The organism is Amycolatopsis sulphurea (genome assembly GCF_002564045.1).
Lineage (GTDB): Bacteria > Actinomycetota > Actinomycetes > Mycobacteriales > Pseudonocardiaceae > Amycolatopsis > Amycolatopsis sulphurea.
This window is the reverse complement of the sequence record NZ_PDJK01000002.1, coordinates 2104874-2120452: the sequence shown is the minus strand read 5'-3', so window position 1 is coordinate 2120452 and position 15579 is coordinate 2104874. Positions and strand designations below refer to the sequence as shown.

Here is a 15579-nt window from a genome sequence, read left to right as displayed (position 1 = left end):
CCACATGTGGACAACCCGGGCTCCGGAGTCTGTGCTGTCTACAGCGCGCCACCGGCGACCGGGGGCATGGCGGCATCGGCGGCGCCGCCGTCACCGACCGATTCGCGGTGCAGGAACTTCTCGATCTCGTACACGTTCTCACCCGCGCGGCGGGCGACGGTGAGCAGCGTGGACATCTGTGAGATCTCCTCCACCTGCTCCTTGAGGAACCACTGCGTGAACTGCTCGCTGATGTAGTCCTCTTCGGCCCGGGCGGCCCGCGCCATCGCCGAGATGTCCGCGGCCACCTCCTTCTCCTGCTCCAGGGCGAGCTCGATCAGCTCGATCGGCGCGGAGAACTCGTTGCGGACCTCGCTGGTGCCGGGGATCTCGACGTGGTGGTCGCGGTCGAGCATGTACTGGACGAGCGCCATCGCGTGATTACGCTCCTCCACCGACTGCTGGTAGAAGTGCTTCGCGAGCTGGGGCAGGTCCTCGTTGTCGAACCAGACCGCCAGCGCGATGTACTGCTGGGCGGCGTTGAACTCGTTGTGGATCTGCGCCTGCAGCAGTTCGTAGAACTTCGAGCGCGGTTCTTTCCTCGTGACGGCCATGTCCATCACGATACGACACGGCGCCATTGTTTTCCACTGTGAGCTGGTGATCTCCACCCTATTAGGTTTACCATTCCTAAGGAACTCCGGACTTATTTCGGTTAGCCTTCCCTTAATCATTGAGGGTTGCTGAGGAAAGGCTAACTTGGGCGGTGCTGGTATCCCGCCGTATCGGACAGGACATGCACCGCGGCCCGCCCCGGCCGGAGCCGAGTTCGGAGCCGGTGATCGGCAGCACCTCGATGCCCGCCGCGGTCAGCCGCTCGTTGGTCTCCACGTTCCGTTCGTACCCTACGACCACGCCGGGGGCGAGCGCGAGTGTGTTGTTGCCGTCGTCCCATTGTTCGCGCTCGGCGGTGACCGGGTCGAGACCGGTATCGATCACGCGCAGCCGTTCGATTCCCATTGCTTCGGCGGCCGCGTCGAGAAATGGTGCGGGGCCCGCCACTTTTACCCCGCCGTCGCCGGTCGGCCGGATAGTGAAAGCGGTGAGGGAATCGCGGGCGAGCGGATACATCACCACGGCGTCGGTGTCGACCATCGTGCATACGGTGTCGAGATGCATTGTCGCGCGGGATTGTTCGATCGGCACCGCGACGACAGTATGCGCGAGACCGTCGGCGAAAACGGAGCGCGCCAATGATTCCGCGCCGGCCGGAGTGGTGCGTTCGCCGACGCCGATGGCCAGTACCCCGGGCGCCAGCAGCATCACGTCGCCACCCTCGATCGGCGCGGAATGCGCGCCGTACGCGCGTGCCGCATGCCGGAACCGCGGGTGGTAGGCGTACACGAGATCCAGCACCGCCGTCTCCCGCATCCGCGCGGGCATGGTCAGCGACGAGATGGCGACACGATCTCCGATCCACGCTGACGAATCGCGCGTGAACAGCAGATTCGGCAGGGGATCGACGGCGAAGTCACGGGGGTCGTGCATCATCCGCACCAGCGACGCGCCTTCCGCCGAAGGCAGCTCCTCGAAGGTCATCCCGGCCATCAGCACCTCGGCGAGGCTGCGCGCGTCGACGCACGCCAAGTGCGACCTCAGCGAGTCCGCCAGGTCGGTGCCCAGCCGGCGGTCGTCCACCGCCGCGTGCACACCCGCGGCGTGCGCCCGGGGATCTTCGAGCGCGGTCCGGAGCGTGTCGGAGAGCAACAGGACCTCGACGCCGCGGCTGCGCAATACCTCGGCGAATGCGTCGTGCTCCTGCTGTGCTCGATCCACCCAGGGGATCGAGTCGAACAGCAGCTGGTCGTTGTTGCGCGGGGTCAGCCTTTTGAGCTCGTTACCCGGTCGGTGCAGCAGAACCGCACGGAGAGGCCCGACTTCGCTGTCCACTCGTGGTGGTGCCGTCATCTCGCTCACCAGGCGAGCCTAATGAGCGCGCGTCACGGGAGCCAGGAAACATGGCCTTTCAATAGCGAATACCCGACGAAAGACACGACGTCGAACAGGGTGTGCGCGGCCACCAGCGGCCACAGCCGGTTGGTGCGCTGCCAGACCCGGCCGAAAACCAGTCCCATCACCAGGTTTCCGGCGAATCCGCCCAAGCCCTGGTAGAGGTGATACGACCCGCGCAGCACGGCCGCGCCGAGCAGCGAGGCGTTCTCGCGGACGCCGAGCTGACGCAACCTGGTCAGCAGGTACCCGACGACGAGCACCTCCTCGGCGAACGCGTTGCCGAAGGCGGAGGCGGTCAGCGCGATCGGCCGCCACCAGCTGCTGTCCAAAGTGGAGGGCTGGATCGCCAGGCTGAAGCCGAGGTGGTAGGAGAGGAAGTACAGGCCGAGACCCGGAATCCCGATCACCGCGGCGATACCGATCGTGACCAGGGTGTCGAAACGCGGGCTGCGGCGGTCGAGGCCGAGGTCGCGCAGCTTCACTCCGGCCCGCCAGAGCAGGTACAGGCCGAGCCCGCCCCAGCCGATCAGCTGTGCCGCGTGGAGCAACTGCTGGAGCAGGTCCAGCAGGCTGGCCGCGGCCCGCGGGACGTTCAGCTGGGCCTGCTGCTGCGCCAGCGGGACCGGCCGGAGCAGAGAGTCCACAAGGGACAGCAGGCTGCGCGCCCCGGACAGGCCGAGGGTGATGCCGAAGACGAGCACCAGTTCGAGCTTGATCGCCCGGCGCTGCCCGGGGTCGGTGACCTGCGCCGGGAAATCCGGCCGCGCGGGCCGAAGCCAGGAGCGCAGGCCCGATCGCTCTGTGGTGCTCATGACCGCACGCTACCGTCGGGGTATGCCGAGGACTATCGCCACCAGCGCGAGGGTCGAGCGGGCCGAACTCGTCGAGTTCCTCAAGCCCCGCCACCGCGCGATCCTGGTCACCGCCCGCGCCGACGGCCGCCCGCAACTGTCGCCGAACACCTGCGGGTCGACGAGCAGGGCCGGATCGTCATCGCGACCTACCCGAAGCGGGCGAAGGTCGTCAATCTCCGCCGCGAGCCGAAGGTCTCGGTGTGCGTGCTGTCCGACGAGTGGAACGGCCCGTGGGTCCAGGTGGACGGCACCGCGGAGGTGCTCGATCTCCCGGATTCGGTCGAGCCGCTGGTGGAGTATTTCCGGGCGATCTCGGGCGAGCACCCGGACTGGGACGAGTACCGCGAGGCCATGCGGACGCAGGGGAAGAGCCTGATCCGCATCACCATCGAACGCTGGGGGCCGCTGGCGACCGGCGGGTTCCCGCCGGAGCTTGCGGACGGCTGATCAGCCGCTGGAATGCTGGTGGTGCAGGAACGGACAGCCGAGCAGGCGGCGGAGTTCCGCAGCCAGCTGCGGGGGGCCTTCGACCGTCCGGGAGAACGCCAGGCGAACGTCGTGGTCGCCGGTCGCGGATTCGACGCGGAGACGCAGGCCGAAGCGGTCGAGGCCGAGCGGGCGGATGCGCCCGCCGTGTAACTCCGGGGGCAGGTGGCGGGCGAGCTGGCCCACGACGTCGGGGTGGTCGCTTTCCAAGTGCCGCAACCACTCGGCTTCGTAGTTGTGGAACGGGTCCGGCGGGGCCGCGCTGAACATGTGCGGGCGCAGCGAGTGCGTGCCCTCCGCGTCCGCCAGCACGAGGGACGCCGGGGTCAGCCGGAGCAGGGTGACGCCGTGGCCGACGTCGAGCAGCCGGTAGTCCGGCCGCTCAGCGGCGATCGCGATCGCGCGGGCCCGTGCCGAGACCGCGGTCAGTGGCCGGAGCCACCCGGTTATCCACAGCAGGCCGCGGATCGGTTCCCGCAGCGGTACCGGGGCGTGGTCGGCGAGCTCGACCATGACGGCGAGCTCGCCGCGCTGAGCCTGCCGGGATGCCTGCACCATCGGGTGCTCGTCCGGCAGAAGAATGGTGACGCTGCCGCTGTGATGCACGTGGTGCAGCACGGGGGTCACGCGTTCGACGTCGCAGCCGGCGCGTTCGACGGTCGGCATGATCGTCGCCGGACCGTTTCGCGTCGCGATCGTCTTGGCCCGCTCGGCAGGGTTCGGCGCGGGCGGGCGGCGGACGGATGTCGGGGCCTCGGGCACGGCTCACCTCCTACTTAGGTGAGCCTAACCTGACTATCCCGGTCTTGGGAAGGGTGGATCCCACGGGGGTTCACTCAGAGTGGTCTGGTCCGCCGCGGAGGCCTTGGTGCCTGGCTCCGGGACTCGCTGAGGGTGTCCGCAGAGCGAACGATTTTGTCCTCATGTCGTACGCTACTAGCGTGTCAGTCGTGTCAAGCGCTGTGGAACTCACGCCCCCCGGCCCTCGTGGAATTCCGCCCCTGTTCGCGCGGCTCGTCGATGACTCGGCGTTGTTCCCGCCCGCGGACGCCGCAATGCCCGACGCTCTCCGTGCGCACTTCGCTTCGCGCGCCGGAGAACACGCGGGGGTGCTCGGAGTTTTCCTCTGCCAGGCTTCCCGGTTGCCCGAGTTGATCACCGAGCTGATCAAGATCAAGCCGAAGGAGCCGTTGCCGCTGTCCCTGATCATCGATACCGGCCTCGGCGGCGTGCCGAAGGCCATCTCGATCGTCGAGTCGCGCAGTGAGCTGCTGTCGCTGCGGATGGTGGAGATGCCCGCGCCGTCCGACGTCGACGAGGTGTGGCTGGAGCGGGTCTCGGAATTCGTGCCCGAGGACGTCATCCGGGTGGTCGAGCCGCGTCGCGGCGTCGGCTGGCTGGACGGCGTACGCAAGGTGATCGAGCACGGCAGCTGGCCGAAGATCCGCTGTGGCGGACAGGCGGGTGAGAACTTCCCCAGCGTGGACGAGGTCGCGGATTTCCTGTCGGTGGTCAGCGGCGCGCCCGGAGCGTCGTTCAAGGCGACGAACAGCCTGCACCGCGCGGTCCGGCACGTCGACCCGGGTAGCGGCTTCACCCACCATGGCTTCCTCAACATCCTCGTCGCTGCCGCGCGCTGCCTGTCTGGCGGCGACGTGCGCGAAGCGCTGGAATCGACGGACGGTCAGTCGCTGGCCGACGAAGCACGCTCGTTGCCAGAGCCGGCTGCGAAGTCGGTTCGAGAGCTCTTCGCTTCGTACGCGGCGGCTTCGTTCGACGAGCCGGTAGCCGACCTGGGCGAACTCGAGCTGTTGTGAGCCGGGAGGGGTCGCTGACCCTCGACCGGGGGCTGGCGCTGTTGCAGGCGGTGGCCGACTCGGGAGATCAGGCGGCGACCATCTCCGAGCTGGCGGTCACGATCGGTGCGAGCCGGGCAGCGGTGTACCGGCTGCTGGTTCCGTTGACCGAGCGTGGCCTGATCTGGCGCGACGGCACGAAGGTGCGGTTGGGCATCGGCGTACTGCGTCTCGCCGGACAGGTGCTCCCTCAGCTTCGCGAAGCAGCTCGTCCGGTGCTTCGCGAGCTTGCGGAGGCTGTCGGTGCGACAGCGCACCTGACGGTGGCGCAGGGCGATCAGGCGCAGGCTGTCGCCGTGGTGGAGCCGTCTTGGACGCACTACCACGTTGCCTACCGCGTGGGCAGCCGTCACTCGCTCAACGCGGGCGCGGCAGGGCGTGCGATGGCGTTGCGGCCTGGCGGTGACGGCTGGGTCAGCTCCACCGGCGAACTCGAAGCCGGTGCGTCGGGCGTGGCTGCGCCGGTCCGCGGCGTCGCAGGGCTACGCGCGAGCGTTGGCGTCGTCTCGTTGGAACAGTTCGACAGCAGCGTCGTCGGGCCGCAGGTCGTGGCCGCGGCGAAGAAGCTCGCCGAGGTACTGCGCGTCGACGCTTAAGCCTTCCGGGAGACGGCGAGCAGCGGCCGGACCATGGTGAGCAGCAGCGCCAGGTCGACGGTGAACAGCAGGCGCTCGAACAGGCCGAGCGTCACCTCTTGCTGCGTCGGGCCGGTGAGCAGCGTCAGCACGAACCCGCCGAGAACCACTGCGACGCTCGCGAAGCTGCCGACGGCTAGGCAGCGGGTTGCTGTGCGGCGCTGTTCCCACGGACAGGTCGATTGGCCGCGACGGGTGAGTAGCAACGCGGCTGTCGGCAGTGCCAGGAACGCGGTGAGCGCGGCGACGTTGTGCAGCTGTCCGTCGAAGGTGCGTGCTTGCCCGTCTGGATCGACCGGGACCGTCGCACACACTGTGAGGCCCGCGCACCACACGCCAAGCAGCACGACGACGGCGGGGGAACGCCGTGCCCGCACCAGCCCGGCGAGCAGCGCCAGTGATCCCAGGGCGAGCGCTAGGCACATGGCGCCGAACAGCGGCGCCGCGGAGCGGTGGCCGAGCCGGCCGTAGACGTACTCGGACAGCGTCTGCCACACCGGGCTGACTTGCGTCGACAGCCGCAGGTGTAGCTCGGCTGCGATCACTACGGCGACACCGATACCCACGAGCGCGAGCCGGCCGTGTACGGGGGACACGGCCGTGCGCGGAATCGCGGACGTCGGCACGGGTTGCTCCTCTGCGGTCATGGCAAAGGGCAAGGCCCGGCTTCACCGCCGGTTCACCTTGCCCTCATCCACGGGTTGTACAGAGGTTAGCTGCTGTTCCTGTGAAACCGCCGTAGCGCGGTCACCACATCAACTGGGCCAACGCGAACACTGCGAAGCCGGCGAAGACGAACCCGGCGGCGCGCTGGATCAGCTTCGGCCGGATCCGGCTGCGGATCTTGGCGCCGAGGAACACTGCGAGCCCGGCGACGGACACCAGCGCGACGAAGGCGCCCATGCCGACCGCGACGGGGTTGCCGATGCGCGCGACGAGGCCGGCTGTCGCAAGCTGCGAGGCGTCTCCCCACTCCGCTGCGAACAGCACTCCGAAGGACGTCAGCGCGGAGCGGAGGAAGGACAGCCGGATCGGGCCCGAGCGCGAAGCGTCTTCGCCTGCTTCGTCGCCTTCGCGGAAGCCTTCATGCAGCAACATGAACGAGCCGATGCCGAACATCACAGCGACCAGCACTGAAACCAACGTGTCCGGAAGCAGGGTGAGCACACTGCCGAATGCGACCGCGATAACACATTGCAGAGCGAATGCCACGCAGACCCCGGCGAATACCGGCCAGGCGCGGAATCGAGTCGTCAGCACCAGGGTGGCCACGAGCGTCTTGTCCGGCAGTTCGACGGCCAGGACCAGGCCGAAAGCGCTGGCAAGCGCTATCAGAGCGGCAGACATGAGCGGTGACACCCCCTTTCGCTGCAACGATAAAGGACGGGTTCGGAATGGGGCAAGCTGATGGGTTTCTCGAATTGCCGGATACGGTCGCGTGAATAGGCTGCGCCGGGTCGGCTGATTATTTTTTTCGGTGCGCCGAATTCCGGAATCCGGGTACGGTACGGTGCGGCCATGCCTGCTGACCACGTCGTCGTCCTCACGACAGCCGACTCCGAGGCCGCTGCTCGCACGCTCGCCGCAAGCGCGGTCGAGGCCCGGCTCGCCGCATGCGCCCAGATCGTCGGCCCGATCACCAGCATTTTCCGGTGGGAGGGTGAGGTGCAGACCGGGACCGAGTGGCGAATCGAGTGCAAGACGCCCGCGGATCGGGCGGGTGCGCTGGAGGAGTTCCTCAACGTGCGGCACACCTACGACCTGCCCGAGGTGGTGGTCATGCCGATCATCGGCGGCAGCCCGCGGTATCTGGGGTGGCTGGTGGACGAGACCCGCTGAGCCCGGCCACCTGATCGGGCGTAGTCACGAGTTGTCCCCAGCCGGTCCCGGTTGTGCACGACCCTGGAGCGGCGCCCTGGCCGGGCGGCATGTCCGGGTTCTGCCGCGGATGGTGGTGCGGGACGTTGGTCCCGCACGGTTCAGGACGTGTTGAACTGGCTCGGGAACGGGCTCGCGCGCAGGATCGGACACGTGGATGTCCTGGAGCTCGCGCGGTGGCAGTTCGGCATCACCACCGTCTACCACTTCCTGATGGTCCCGCTGACCATCGGGCTCTCGGTGCTCGTCGCGGCCATGCAGACCGCGTGGGTGCGCACCGGGAAATCGCGGCACCTCAAGATGACGAAGTTCTGGGGCAAGCTGCTGCTGATCAACTTCGCGATGGGCGTGGTCACCGGCATCGTGCAGGAGTTCCAGTTCGGCATGACCTGGAGCGCCTACTCGCGGTTCGTCGGTGATGTCTTCGGCGCGCCACTGGCGATGGAGGGACTGGTCGCGTTCTTCGTCGAGTCGACCTTCCTCGGCCTGTGGATATTCGGCTGGGACCGGCTGCCCAAGAAGGTGCACCTGGCGTGCGCGTGGGCGTTCTCGCTGGCGACGGTGGCCTCGGCCTATTTCATCCTGGCGGCGAATTCGTGGATGCAGCACCCGGTGGGTGTCGAATTCGTGAACGGCAAGCCGACGATGAACTCGATCGGCGCCGTGCTCACGAACAACACCGCGCTGGCCGCGATCCCGCACACGCTGGCGGGCGCCTTCTCGGTGGCAGCGGCGTTCCTGGTCGGGGTCGCGGGCTGGCACCTGTGGCGCAAGCGCACCGCGTCGGACGAGCACCGCGACGTGTGGCGTTCCTCGCTGCGGCTGGGTGGCTGGGTCGGGGTCGTCGCGTTCGCGGTGCTGGCGATCACCGGCGATACCCAGGGCAAACTGATGTTCGAGCAGCAGCCGATGAAGATGGCTTCGGCGGAAGCGTTGTGCCACACGGAAAAACCGGCGAGCTTCTCGATTCTCGCGATCGGCGACGTGGCGAACGCGAACTGCGAGGACGTCAAGACCTTCACCGTGCCGGCGTTGCTGTCGTTCCTCGCGCACAACGACTTCTCCACCGAGGTCAAGGGGGTGGAGAACCTCGTCGGCGAGTACCAGGCGAAGTACGGCACGAACTATCCGAACGACCCGGATCTCGGTCCGCTGGCCGGAAAACCGATCGACTACGTGCCGAACCTGCCGGTGACCTACTGGGGATTCCGCGTGATGATCGGCTTCGGCGCGATCTCGGCCGGGATCGGCGTGCTGGCGCTGTGGCTCACCCGCCGCGGCCGGATTCCGGGCAACCGGTGGTTCCCGCTGCTCGTGCTGGGTGGCATCGCGACCCCGTTCATCGGCAACAGCGCCGGCTGGATCTTCACCGAGATGGGTCGTCAGCCGTTCGTGGTCGCGCCCAACCCGACCGGCGTGGAGGGCATGTGGATGTTCACCGCGCAGGCGGTCTCGAAGCTGACCGCCGGTGAGGTGCTGACTTCACTGATCGCGCTGACCGCGCTTTACCTGGTCCTGGGCGTGGTCGAGCTGTACCTCATGCACAAGTACATCCGCGGCGGCGTCGACGCGGTCATGCCACCCACCCCGTCCTCCTCGAAGGAAGACTCCGATGACGATGCCCTTTCGTTCGCCTACTGACCCGGTGGAATGGGGATGGGTGCGGCCCATCTCACCGGCCACCTTCTCGATGGGGGCCTTGCCGGGCCGGCCGGGTTTCGCTGCCGCTGCCGCCGCTGCTCTCGCTGCTGCCGGCTCCGATGGCGCAGTCGTCCCCAACGCAGCCCCCACCCGTCCCGGGGGACGGCCCCGCACCCAGTGTAGTCGGGTGATTGCTCTCACGGGTTACCCACAGCGAATCTGTGGACAACCTGCCGGGTTGTGGATAACTCCGTGCGACGTGGTTGGGGGAGGTGCTGGGCGATGACGCTCGAAACGGTTTGGTTCGCGATCATCGCGCTGTTCTGGCTGGGGTATTTGTTCCTCGAAGGGTTCGACTTCGGGGTGGGGATGCTGCTGCCGGTACTCGGGCGGAGCAACACCGAGCGGCGGGTCATGGTCAACACCATCGGCCCGGTCTGGGACGGAAACGAGGTCTGGCTGATCGTGGCCGCGGGGGCGACGTTCGCCGCGTTCCCCGGTTGGTACGCCTCGCTGTTCTCCGGGGCGTACCTTCCACTGCTGCTCATTCTGCTCGCGCTGATCGGGCGCGGGGTCGCCTTCGAGTATCGCGGCAAGGTGGATTCCGAGCGCTGGCGCCGGACCTGGGACCGCGTGATCATGATCGGCTCCTGGGCGCCGCCGCTGGGAGTCGGGCTCCTGCTGGCCACGACCGTGCTCGGGTTGCCGCTCGATCCGCAAGGCAACCGGGTGGGCTCGGCCTTCGAAGCGGTGCGGTGGGACACCCTGCTCGGCGCGCTCGCCGTGGTCGGATTCTCGCTCGTGCACGGCGCGGCGTTCCTCACCCTCAAGACCACCGGCGAACTCCGTGCCCGCGCAAGGACGCTGGCCATGCGGATACTGCCGATCGGGCTGCTGCCGATGCTCGCGTTCCTCATCCTCGTGCAGGCCCGCCAAGGTGCGCTGTGGACACTCCTCTCACTTGTGGTCAGCGTCCTTGCCGGAGTCGTGGCCTGGCTGCGGCTGTACGCCGACCGGGATGGCCAGGCGTTTGCCGCGCTCGGCGTGCTGATCGCCGCGTCGGCGGTCACGTTCTTCGGGGCGCTGTACCCGAACGTCCTCCCGTCCACCGGTGACCCGGCGAACTCGCTGACCATCGCGCACGCGGCAGCCAGCCCGTACGCGCTGAAGGTGATCACCTGGGTCGGCGCGTTCGGTGCCCCGGTGGTCCTGATCTACCAGGGGTGGACCTATTGGGTCTTCCGCAAGCGCATTGGTGTGCAGCACATCCCGGCGGTGCACGCACCGTGACCACGCTTCCCGGCCGCGCACCCCTTTCCGCCACGTGGTCCACAGTGGACCCAGTGCGGCCGGGCAAGGGTCCGCTCGGCGCGCTCCCGGCACTCGGGCCGGCCGCGCGCCGAGCGCTGATCCTTGTCGCGCTGCTCTCCCTGCTGAACACGGCTTTCGTTGTAGCGCAAGCAATTCTGCTGGCCGACGTGCTCGCGTCCATTGTCTCTTCCGGTGCTGGGGGTCGTACCGCCCAGTTGGCCACGCTGTTCGCGTTCGTCGCCGGACGAGCGTTGGCCGGCTGGGCGGTGCGCGTAGTGTCGGCCCGCGCCGCTGCGACGGCACAGCGGGACTTGCGTGCCCGCGCGGTGGACCACGCGCTTCAGCTCGGCCCGGAATGGCTCGCCCGGCGCGGGCACGGCGAACTCACCACGCTCGTCACCCGCGGTCTCGATGCACTCGACGCCTACTTCCGTGAATATCTCCCGGCACTGATTACCGCTGCGGTGGTCCCTCTCGCTACCGGCGCGGCGATCCTGTGGACAGATTGGCCGTCCGCGGTGATCATCGCCGGCACTGTTCCGCTGTTGCCGTTTTTCGCCGTGCTGGTAGGGAAGTTCACCGCGGACCGGGTTTCCGGGGCGACAGACGCGGTGCACCGGATGTCCGGCCTCCTGCTCGAATTGGTGCGTGCGCTGCCGGTGCTCACCGCGTTCCGGAGGGCCGGCGTGCAGGCGGAGACCGTCCGGAAGCTGTCGGAACGCCACCGGCGTGCGACGTTGAAGACGTTACGAGTGGCGTTTTCCTCGGCGTTTGTGCTCGAACTGGCGGCCACGTTGTCGGTCGCGCTCGTCGCCGTGGTGATCGGTGTCCGGCTGGTTTCGGGATCGTTGCCGCTGGCTGTCGGGCTGGCCGTGCTGATCCTGGCACCCGAGTGCTACCAGCCGATCCGTGCGGTCGGCGCGGCGTTCCACGCGAGTGAGGACGGGGTGGAAGCGGTCTGCCGGGTGAGCGCGGTACTCGCGGAACCGGCTCCGCCCGCGGGAAACCGGACCGCGCCCGATGGATCGTTGGTCGTCGCTGACCTGAAAGTCGCTCGACGCCAGGGGTTTGCTCCCGACGGTGAGAGCTTTTCGGTACGGCGAGGGGAGATCGTGTGGTTGCGCGCGCCCAGCGGTGGCGGAAAATCGACCACTTTGGCGACGTTGCTGGGATTCGTGCCGTCCTATGACGGTTCGGTGCAAATCGGCGGCGTTCCCCTTCCGGACGTCGATCTCGCACGGTGGCGCGCGGACGTCGCTTGGGTGCCGCAGTCGCCGGTCTTTACTGGCGGCACCGTGCGCGAAGAACTGGCCGTCGCCGGTGCGGACATCGGTGAAATGCTCGTTGACCTGGGATTGTCCGGCCTAGCGGACCGTCCGGTCGACCAGCTTTCGCTCGGCCAGCGGCAGCGCGTCGCGGTGGCACGGGCGTTGCTGCGAGTGCGTTCCGGGGCGTGGCTGCTCCTGCTGGACGAGCCGACCGCCCACCTCGACGAAGCCAACGCCCGCCGGGTTCTCGACGCTGTGGACAAGGCGGTCGCGAACGGGGCGGCCGCGGTGATTGCCGCGCACGAACGTTCCACAGCCGTCACGGTTGTGGATGAAAAGCCGTTACGTGCTGTGGAAAACCCTGTGGATGAATTGCCCGGGCAGAAGCCGTTGCCGTGGCGGCTGGTGATGGATCGTCGGTTGCTCGGCGGTGCCGTCCTCGGCGCGGTCGCCTTGCTGGCCGGAATCGCGCTCACCGCGACGTCCGGGTGGTTGATCGCCAAGGCGTCGCTGCAGCCGCCGATCCTCACGCTGACCGTTGCCGTCGTGGGTGTGCGTGCTTTTGGTCTGGGCCGGGCCGGTCTCCGTTATGCAGAACGCCTTGTGACGCACGATGCCGCGTTTCGGATCGCAGCGCGGCTGCGGGTTCGGCTGTGGAATGCACTGGTACGCCAAGGTCCGGCGCGAAGCCTCAGCGCAGGCGAGAGCCAACGGCGCTTGGTGACCGATATCGATACGGTGCGTGACCTCTTGCCCAGGGTGGTTTCCCCGCCGATCGTGGTCGGATTGGTCGCGATCGGAGCGATTGCCGTGCAGACGGCCGTGTTGCCTTCGGCCGGTTTGGTGCTTGCCGTGGCAGTGCTGGCCGGGCTGGCCGCGCCACTTGTCGCAGTACGAGTGGAGCGCCGTGCGACTTCGACGTTGGCAGCCGGGCGGCGTGATGTTGGTGCCCAGGTGCTGGTGTTGTTCTCTTCCGCCGCGGAGCTTCTCGCGTACGGATTGGCCGCCACTCGCCGCCGAACGCTGGGCGACATCGACACTCGGCTGATGGCCGCTTCCCGGCGGCAGGCTTTCGGCGCCGGCGCGGGGGAAGCGTTGATCACACTCGTCACGGGCGCGGCTGCGGTGGTGAGCGCGACGTTGGCTGCGCAGGCCGTTACAGCGGGTCAACTCGCTGGGGTAATGGCGCCGTTGCTGGCTTTGGTTCCCTTGGCGCTGGCCGAGGTTTTGGCGATGCTTCCACAATCGGCAGTGCATGGGGACACCTTGCGCACTGCCCGGATCCGCTTGGCTGCTGTGGACACGTCTACGGACGGCCATCCGCATGTGGACAGCTTGGCCGAACACCCTGTGGATGGAACCGATGCGGCAGGTCGGGACGAGAGCGTGCCGGTAGTGCGGCTTCGCGGGGCGGAGCTGGGCTGGCCGGGGGGACCGGCGGTGCTGGAAGGTGTCGATCTGGAGGTGCCGGCCGGGGCGTACGTCGCGGTGGTTGGGGCGAGCGGGGCGGGGAAATCGACGTTGGTCGCGGCTATGCTGGGATTCCTCGCGCCTCGGACGGGGGAGGTCGTCGCTCCGGGCCGGGTGGCATGGGCGCCGCAGGAGCCGATGCTGGTTTCGACCACGGTCGCGGAGAATCTGCGGCTCGCGGATCCTCGTGCGGATTCTGACGAGCTGCGGCGGGTCCTCGATCAAGCGCAGTTGCCCGATCTCGACTTGGCGACAGTGCTCGACAGCGCGGGTGCCGGGTTGTCCGGCGGGCAGGCGCAGCGGGTCTCCGTCGCGCGGGCACTGCTGGCGGCGCCTGAGGCAGATCTGGTCTTGCTGGACGAGCCGACGTCCCAGCTCGACGAGCCGACCGCGCGTGCGTTGCGAGCGGCGCTTCGTTCCGGACTGGCCGGCCGCACCGTTGTGCATGTGACGCACAGTGCGGAAGAAGAAGTACAGGCCGACCTCGTGTTCGAGGTGCGTGACGGTCGCGTTGTGCGCCGCGTCGCGCCGCTGGTGACGGCCTGACAGGGAGCCTTTGGTGACGGTCACGATTACGGGTGCAGGGTGGCGGCACGCGCTAGGGTCAAGGTTGCTCATGGACCCGACACTCGCCGCGCGCGCCTTGTCCGCCGCCACCGAAATCACCAGCACCGCGTTGTCCGGGGATGACCCGGAAGGGGTGCTGGAAACGGTCGTGGCCAGGGCCGCCGAACTTGCCGAAGCCGACCTGGGCCTGGCCATGGTGAGCGCCGACGACGGCCGGGTCGTCGTCGAGGCGGCCTACCGGCTGACCGGTTATGACGGTGACCAGTCCGGCGTGGCGGGCGAGCGTGATAGTGCCGACGAGAGCGGCCGCGCGGGTGCGGGTGCTGGTGCTGAGAACAGCGACCATGCGGGTGATGGTGCCGACGAGAGCAGCCGCGCGGGTGGTGGTGCCGAGGACAGCGGCCGCGCGGGTGCTGGTGTCGATGACGGTGAGGTTGCGAGCGTGGGTGCCTCCGGTAGTGGAGCTGGGCGTGCTGGCGAATTCGGGCGGGCGGAACGGGCTGATGTGGGGGCGGCGGGGCCCGTCGGGGAGTTGCGTGGGTTGACGTTGCAGGCTGACTCGGCGGCAGGCTGGGTGGCGCGGGGTGGGGCACCGGTGTCCGCAGTGGACTTTCTGGTGGACCCGCGGACGGCGCCGTACGTGCCGGACGAGTTGCGGGGCTACGGACCGTTCGCTGCTGCTCCGTTCGGGTCGGGTGGACGGGTGCTCGGTGCGTTGACGGTGTATCGGCGGCAGGGGCGGGAGCCGTTTTCCGCAGGCACGGTGGAAATGCTCGCGGCGTTCGCGGCGCAGGCGGGTGTCGTGCTCGCGCTCGCGGAGGGCGCCAACGCGCGGCATCGTGTCACGCTCTACCAAGAGCGTGAGCGGATCGCCCGCGAGCTGCACGACGTGATCGTGCAGCGGCTCTACGGCACGGGCATGCAGCTGGACCGCGTACGGCGCAATATGCGCAAGCGGTTCGCCCAGGCCGACGGAGCTCGGCTGTCCGACGCGATCGACCAGCTGGACCAGACCATCGAGGAGATCCGCGGCACGGTGCGTGCGCTCCGCTCACCGGAACCGCGCCACGACCCGGGCACACCGACGGATCTGGCCGAATCCGCGCGGGGTGAGGTGCGCATTGCCGGGGAGCTGCTCGGCTATCCGCCCACGCTCGAACTCTCCGGTGAGTTCGCGGATATTCCGGCGGAACGGGGCGATCACATCCGCGCCGCCCTGCGAGAAGCACTGTCCAATGTGGTCCGCCATTCCGGTGCGAGCGAGACGCGGGTGTCGCTCACACGCGACGTGGAGGGTGTCAAGCTCCGCGTGCGCGATAACGGATCCGGTGTGCCCCAAGGGGTTGCGACCCGCGGGCTGCGCCACCTCGCCGAGCGCGCCGATGCTGCCGGCGGCCGGTTCTACATCAACTCCTCTCCCAGTCTCGGTACGCTCGTCGCGTTCGATCTTCCTGTGGATTGAACGGTTCTGCCGAAGAAATCAGATGGGCCAACTGTCACGGCTCCTTCCTGCCACCTGTCCGGCGGTACCGGATGATCGAACATATATTCGACTCTCGATGGGGTGAACCTGGCAGGGTCGCCGTCGAACGGCTGGTGGCGGGCCATGAAGCCGCAACGG

Annotated in this window: 13 protein-coding genes and 1 pseudogene; 8 read left to right on the top strand and 6 right to left on the bottom strand. The window is 68.2% G+C overall.

Annotated features, from left to right (window positions below):
• Positions 1 to 38: 38 nt before the first annotated feature.
• The 3 genes from ATK36_RS15975 to ATK36_RS15965 form a co-directional block, all read right to left on the bottom strand.
• Positions 39 to 593, bottom strand: a complete 555-nt coding sequence (locus ATK36_RS15975) for a ferritin (protein ID WP_170069760.1) — start codon at positions 591 to 593, stop codon at positions 39 to 41.
• A gap of 112 nt (positions 594 to 705) precedes the next feature.
• The gene (locus ATK36_RS15970) at positions 706 to 1929 is read right to left on the bottom strand and encodes an arginine deiminase (protein ID WP_211292033.1); all 1224 of its coding nucleotides are present in this window, start codon (positions 1927 to 1929) and stop codon (positions 706 to 708) included.
• A 50-nt stretch (positions 1930 to 1979) separates the two neighbouring features.
• A complete protein-coding gene (locus ATK36_RS15965) occupies positions 1980 to 2804 on the bottom strand; it encodes a CPBP family intramembrane glutamic endopeptidase (protein WP_098512268.1) in 825 nt (274 codons plus the stop codon).
• A 22-nt stretch (positions 2805 to 2826) separates the two neighbouring features.
• On the opposite strand from ATK36_RS15965, the pseudogene ATK36_RS15960 reads away from it, so the two are divergent.
• Positions 2827 to 3293 (top strand): annotated as a pseudogene (locus ATK36_RS15960) (PPOX class F420-dependent oxidoreductase).
• Here ATK36_RS15960 and ATK36_RS15955 read toward each other — a convergent pair.
• On the bottom strand, positions 3294 to 4094 hold the full coding sequence (locus tag ATK36_RS15955; protein WP_098512266.1) for a DUF2470 domain-containing protein: 801 nt from the start codon (positions 4092 to 4094) through the stop codon (positions 3294 to 3296). It lies immediately after the preceding pseudogene.
• Positions 4095 to 4294: 200 nt separating this feature from the next.
• Here ATK36_RS15955 and ATK36_RS15950 point away from each other — a divergent pair, with 200 nt between their 5' ends.
• Positions 4295 to 5149 (top strand): hypothetical protein, encoded by an 855-nt coding sequence (locus ATK36_RS15950; protein WP_281259112.1) that lies wholly within the window; start codon positions 4295 to 4297, stop codon positions 5147 to 5149.
• Complete coding sequence (locus ATK36_RS15945; RefSeq protein ID WP_098512263.1) at positions 5146 to 5784, top strand: IclR family transcriptional regulator; 639 nt, start codon at positions 5146 to 5148, stop codon at positions 5782 to 5784. Before ATK36_RS15950 ends, ATK36_RS15945 begins: the two co-directional genes overlap by 4 nt.
• Here ATK36_RS15945 and ATK36_RS15940 read toward each other — a convergent pair.
• A complete protein-coding gene (locus tag ATK36_RS15940) occupies positions 5781 to 6449 on the bottom strand; it encodes a DUF998 domain-containing protein (RefSeq protein WP_245914785.1) in 669 nt (222 codons plus the stop codon). The genes ATK36_RS15945 and ATK36_RS15940 overlap by 4 nt on opposite strands.
• Before the next feature lie 121 nt (positions 6450 to 6570).
• The gene (locus ATK36_RS15935) at positions 6571 to 7170 is read right to left on the bottom strand and encodes a TMEM165/GDT1 family protein (RefSeq protein ID WP_170069759.1); all 600 of its coding nucleotides are present in this window, start codon (positions 7168 to 7170) and stop codon (positions 6571 to 6573) included.
• A 171-nt stretch (positions 7171 to 7341) separates the two neighbouring features.
• On the opposite strand from ATK36_RS15935, the gene cutA reads away from it, so the two are divergent.
• The 5 genes from cutA to ATK36_RS15905 all read left to right on the top strand — a co-directional run bounded on the left by cutA (position 7342) and on the right by ATK36_RS15905 (position 15420).
• Entirely contained in the window at positions 7342 to 7662 is a 321-nt protein-coding gene (cutA, locus tag ATK36_RS15930) for a divalent-cation tolerance protein CutA (protein ID WP_098512260.1), read from the top strand.
• A gap of 192 nt (positions 7663 to 7854) precedes the next feature.
• Entirely contained in the window at positions 7855 to 9342 is a 1488-nt protein-coding gene (locus ATK36_RS15925; RefSeq protein WP_098514922.1) for a cytochrome ubiquinol oxidase subunit I, read from the top strand.
• 282 nt (positions 9343 to 9624) lie between these two features.
• Complete coding sequence (gene cydB, locus ATK36_RS15920; RefSeq protein ID WP_098512259.1) at positions 9625 to 10632, top strand: cytochrome d ubiquinol oxidase subunit II; 1008 nt, start codon at positions 9625 to 9627, stop codon at positions 10630 to 10632.
• Positions 10629 to 13937, top strand: a complete 3309-nt coding sequence (cydD, locus tag ATK36_RS15915) for a thiol reductant ABC exporter subunit CydD (protein ID WP_386998614.1) — start codon at positions 10629 to 10631, stop codon at positions 13935 to 13937. The genes cydB and cydD overlap by 4 nt, the downstream gene beginning before the upstream one ends.
• A gap of 70 nt (positions 13938 to 14007) precedes the next feature.
• Positions 14008 to 15420, top strand: coding sequence for a GAF domain-containing sensor histidine kinase (locus ATK36_RS15905; RefSeq protein ID WP_245914783.1), 1413 nt, complete (start codon positions 14008 to 14010; stop codon positions 15418 to 15420).
• The last annotated feature ends 159 nt before the right edge of the window (positions 15421 to 15579 follow it).

Bases quoted from the DNA above. Each gene is read 5' to 3' on its own strand.
- ATK36_RS15975 (WP_170069760.1), bottom strand. From the start codon at position 593: ATGGCCGTCACGAGGAAAGAACCGCGCTCGAAGTTCTACGAACTGCTG.
- ATK36_RS15965 (WP_098512268.1), bottom strand. From the start codon at position 2,804: ATGAGCACCACAGAGCGATCGGGCCTGCGCTCCTGGCTTCGGCCCGCG.
- ATK36_RS15935 (WP_170069759.1), bottom strand. From the start codon at position 7,170: ATGTCTGCCGCTCTGATAGCGCTTGCCAGCGCTTTCGGCCTGGTCCTG.
- cutA (WP_098512260.1), top strand. From the start codon at position 7,342: ATGCCTGCTGACCACGTCGTCGTCCTCACGACAGCCGACTCCGAGGCC.
- cydB (WP_098512259.1), top strand. From the start codon at position 9,625: ATGACGCTCGAAACGGTTTGGTTCGCGATCATCGCGCTGTTCTGGCTG.
- ATK36_RS15905 (WP_245914783.1), top strand. From the start codon at position 14,008: ATGGACCCGACACTCGCCGCGCGCGCCTTGTCCGCCGCCACCGAAATC.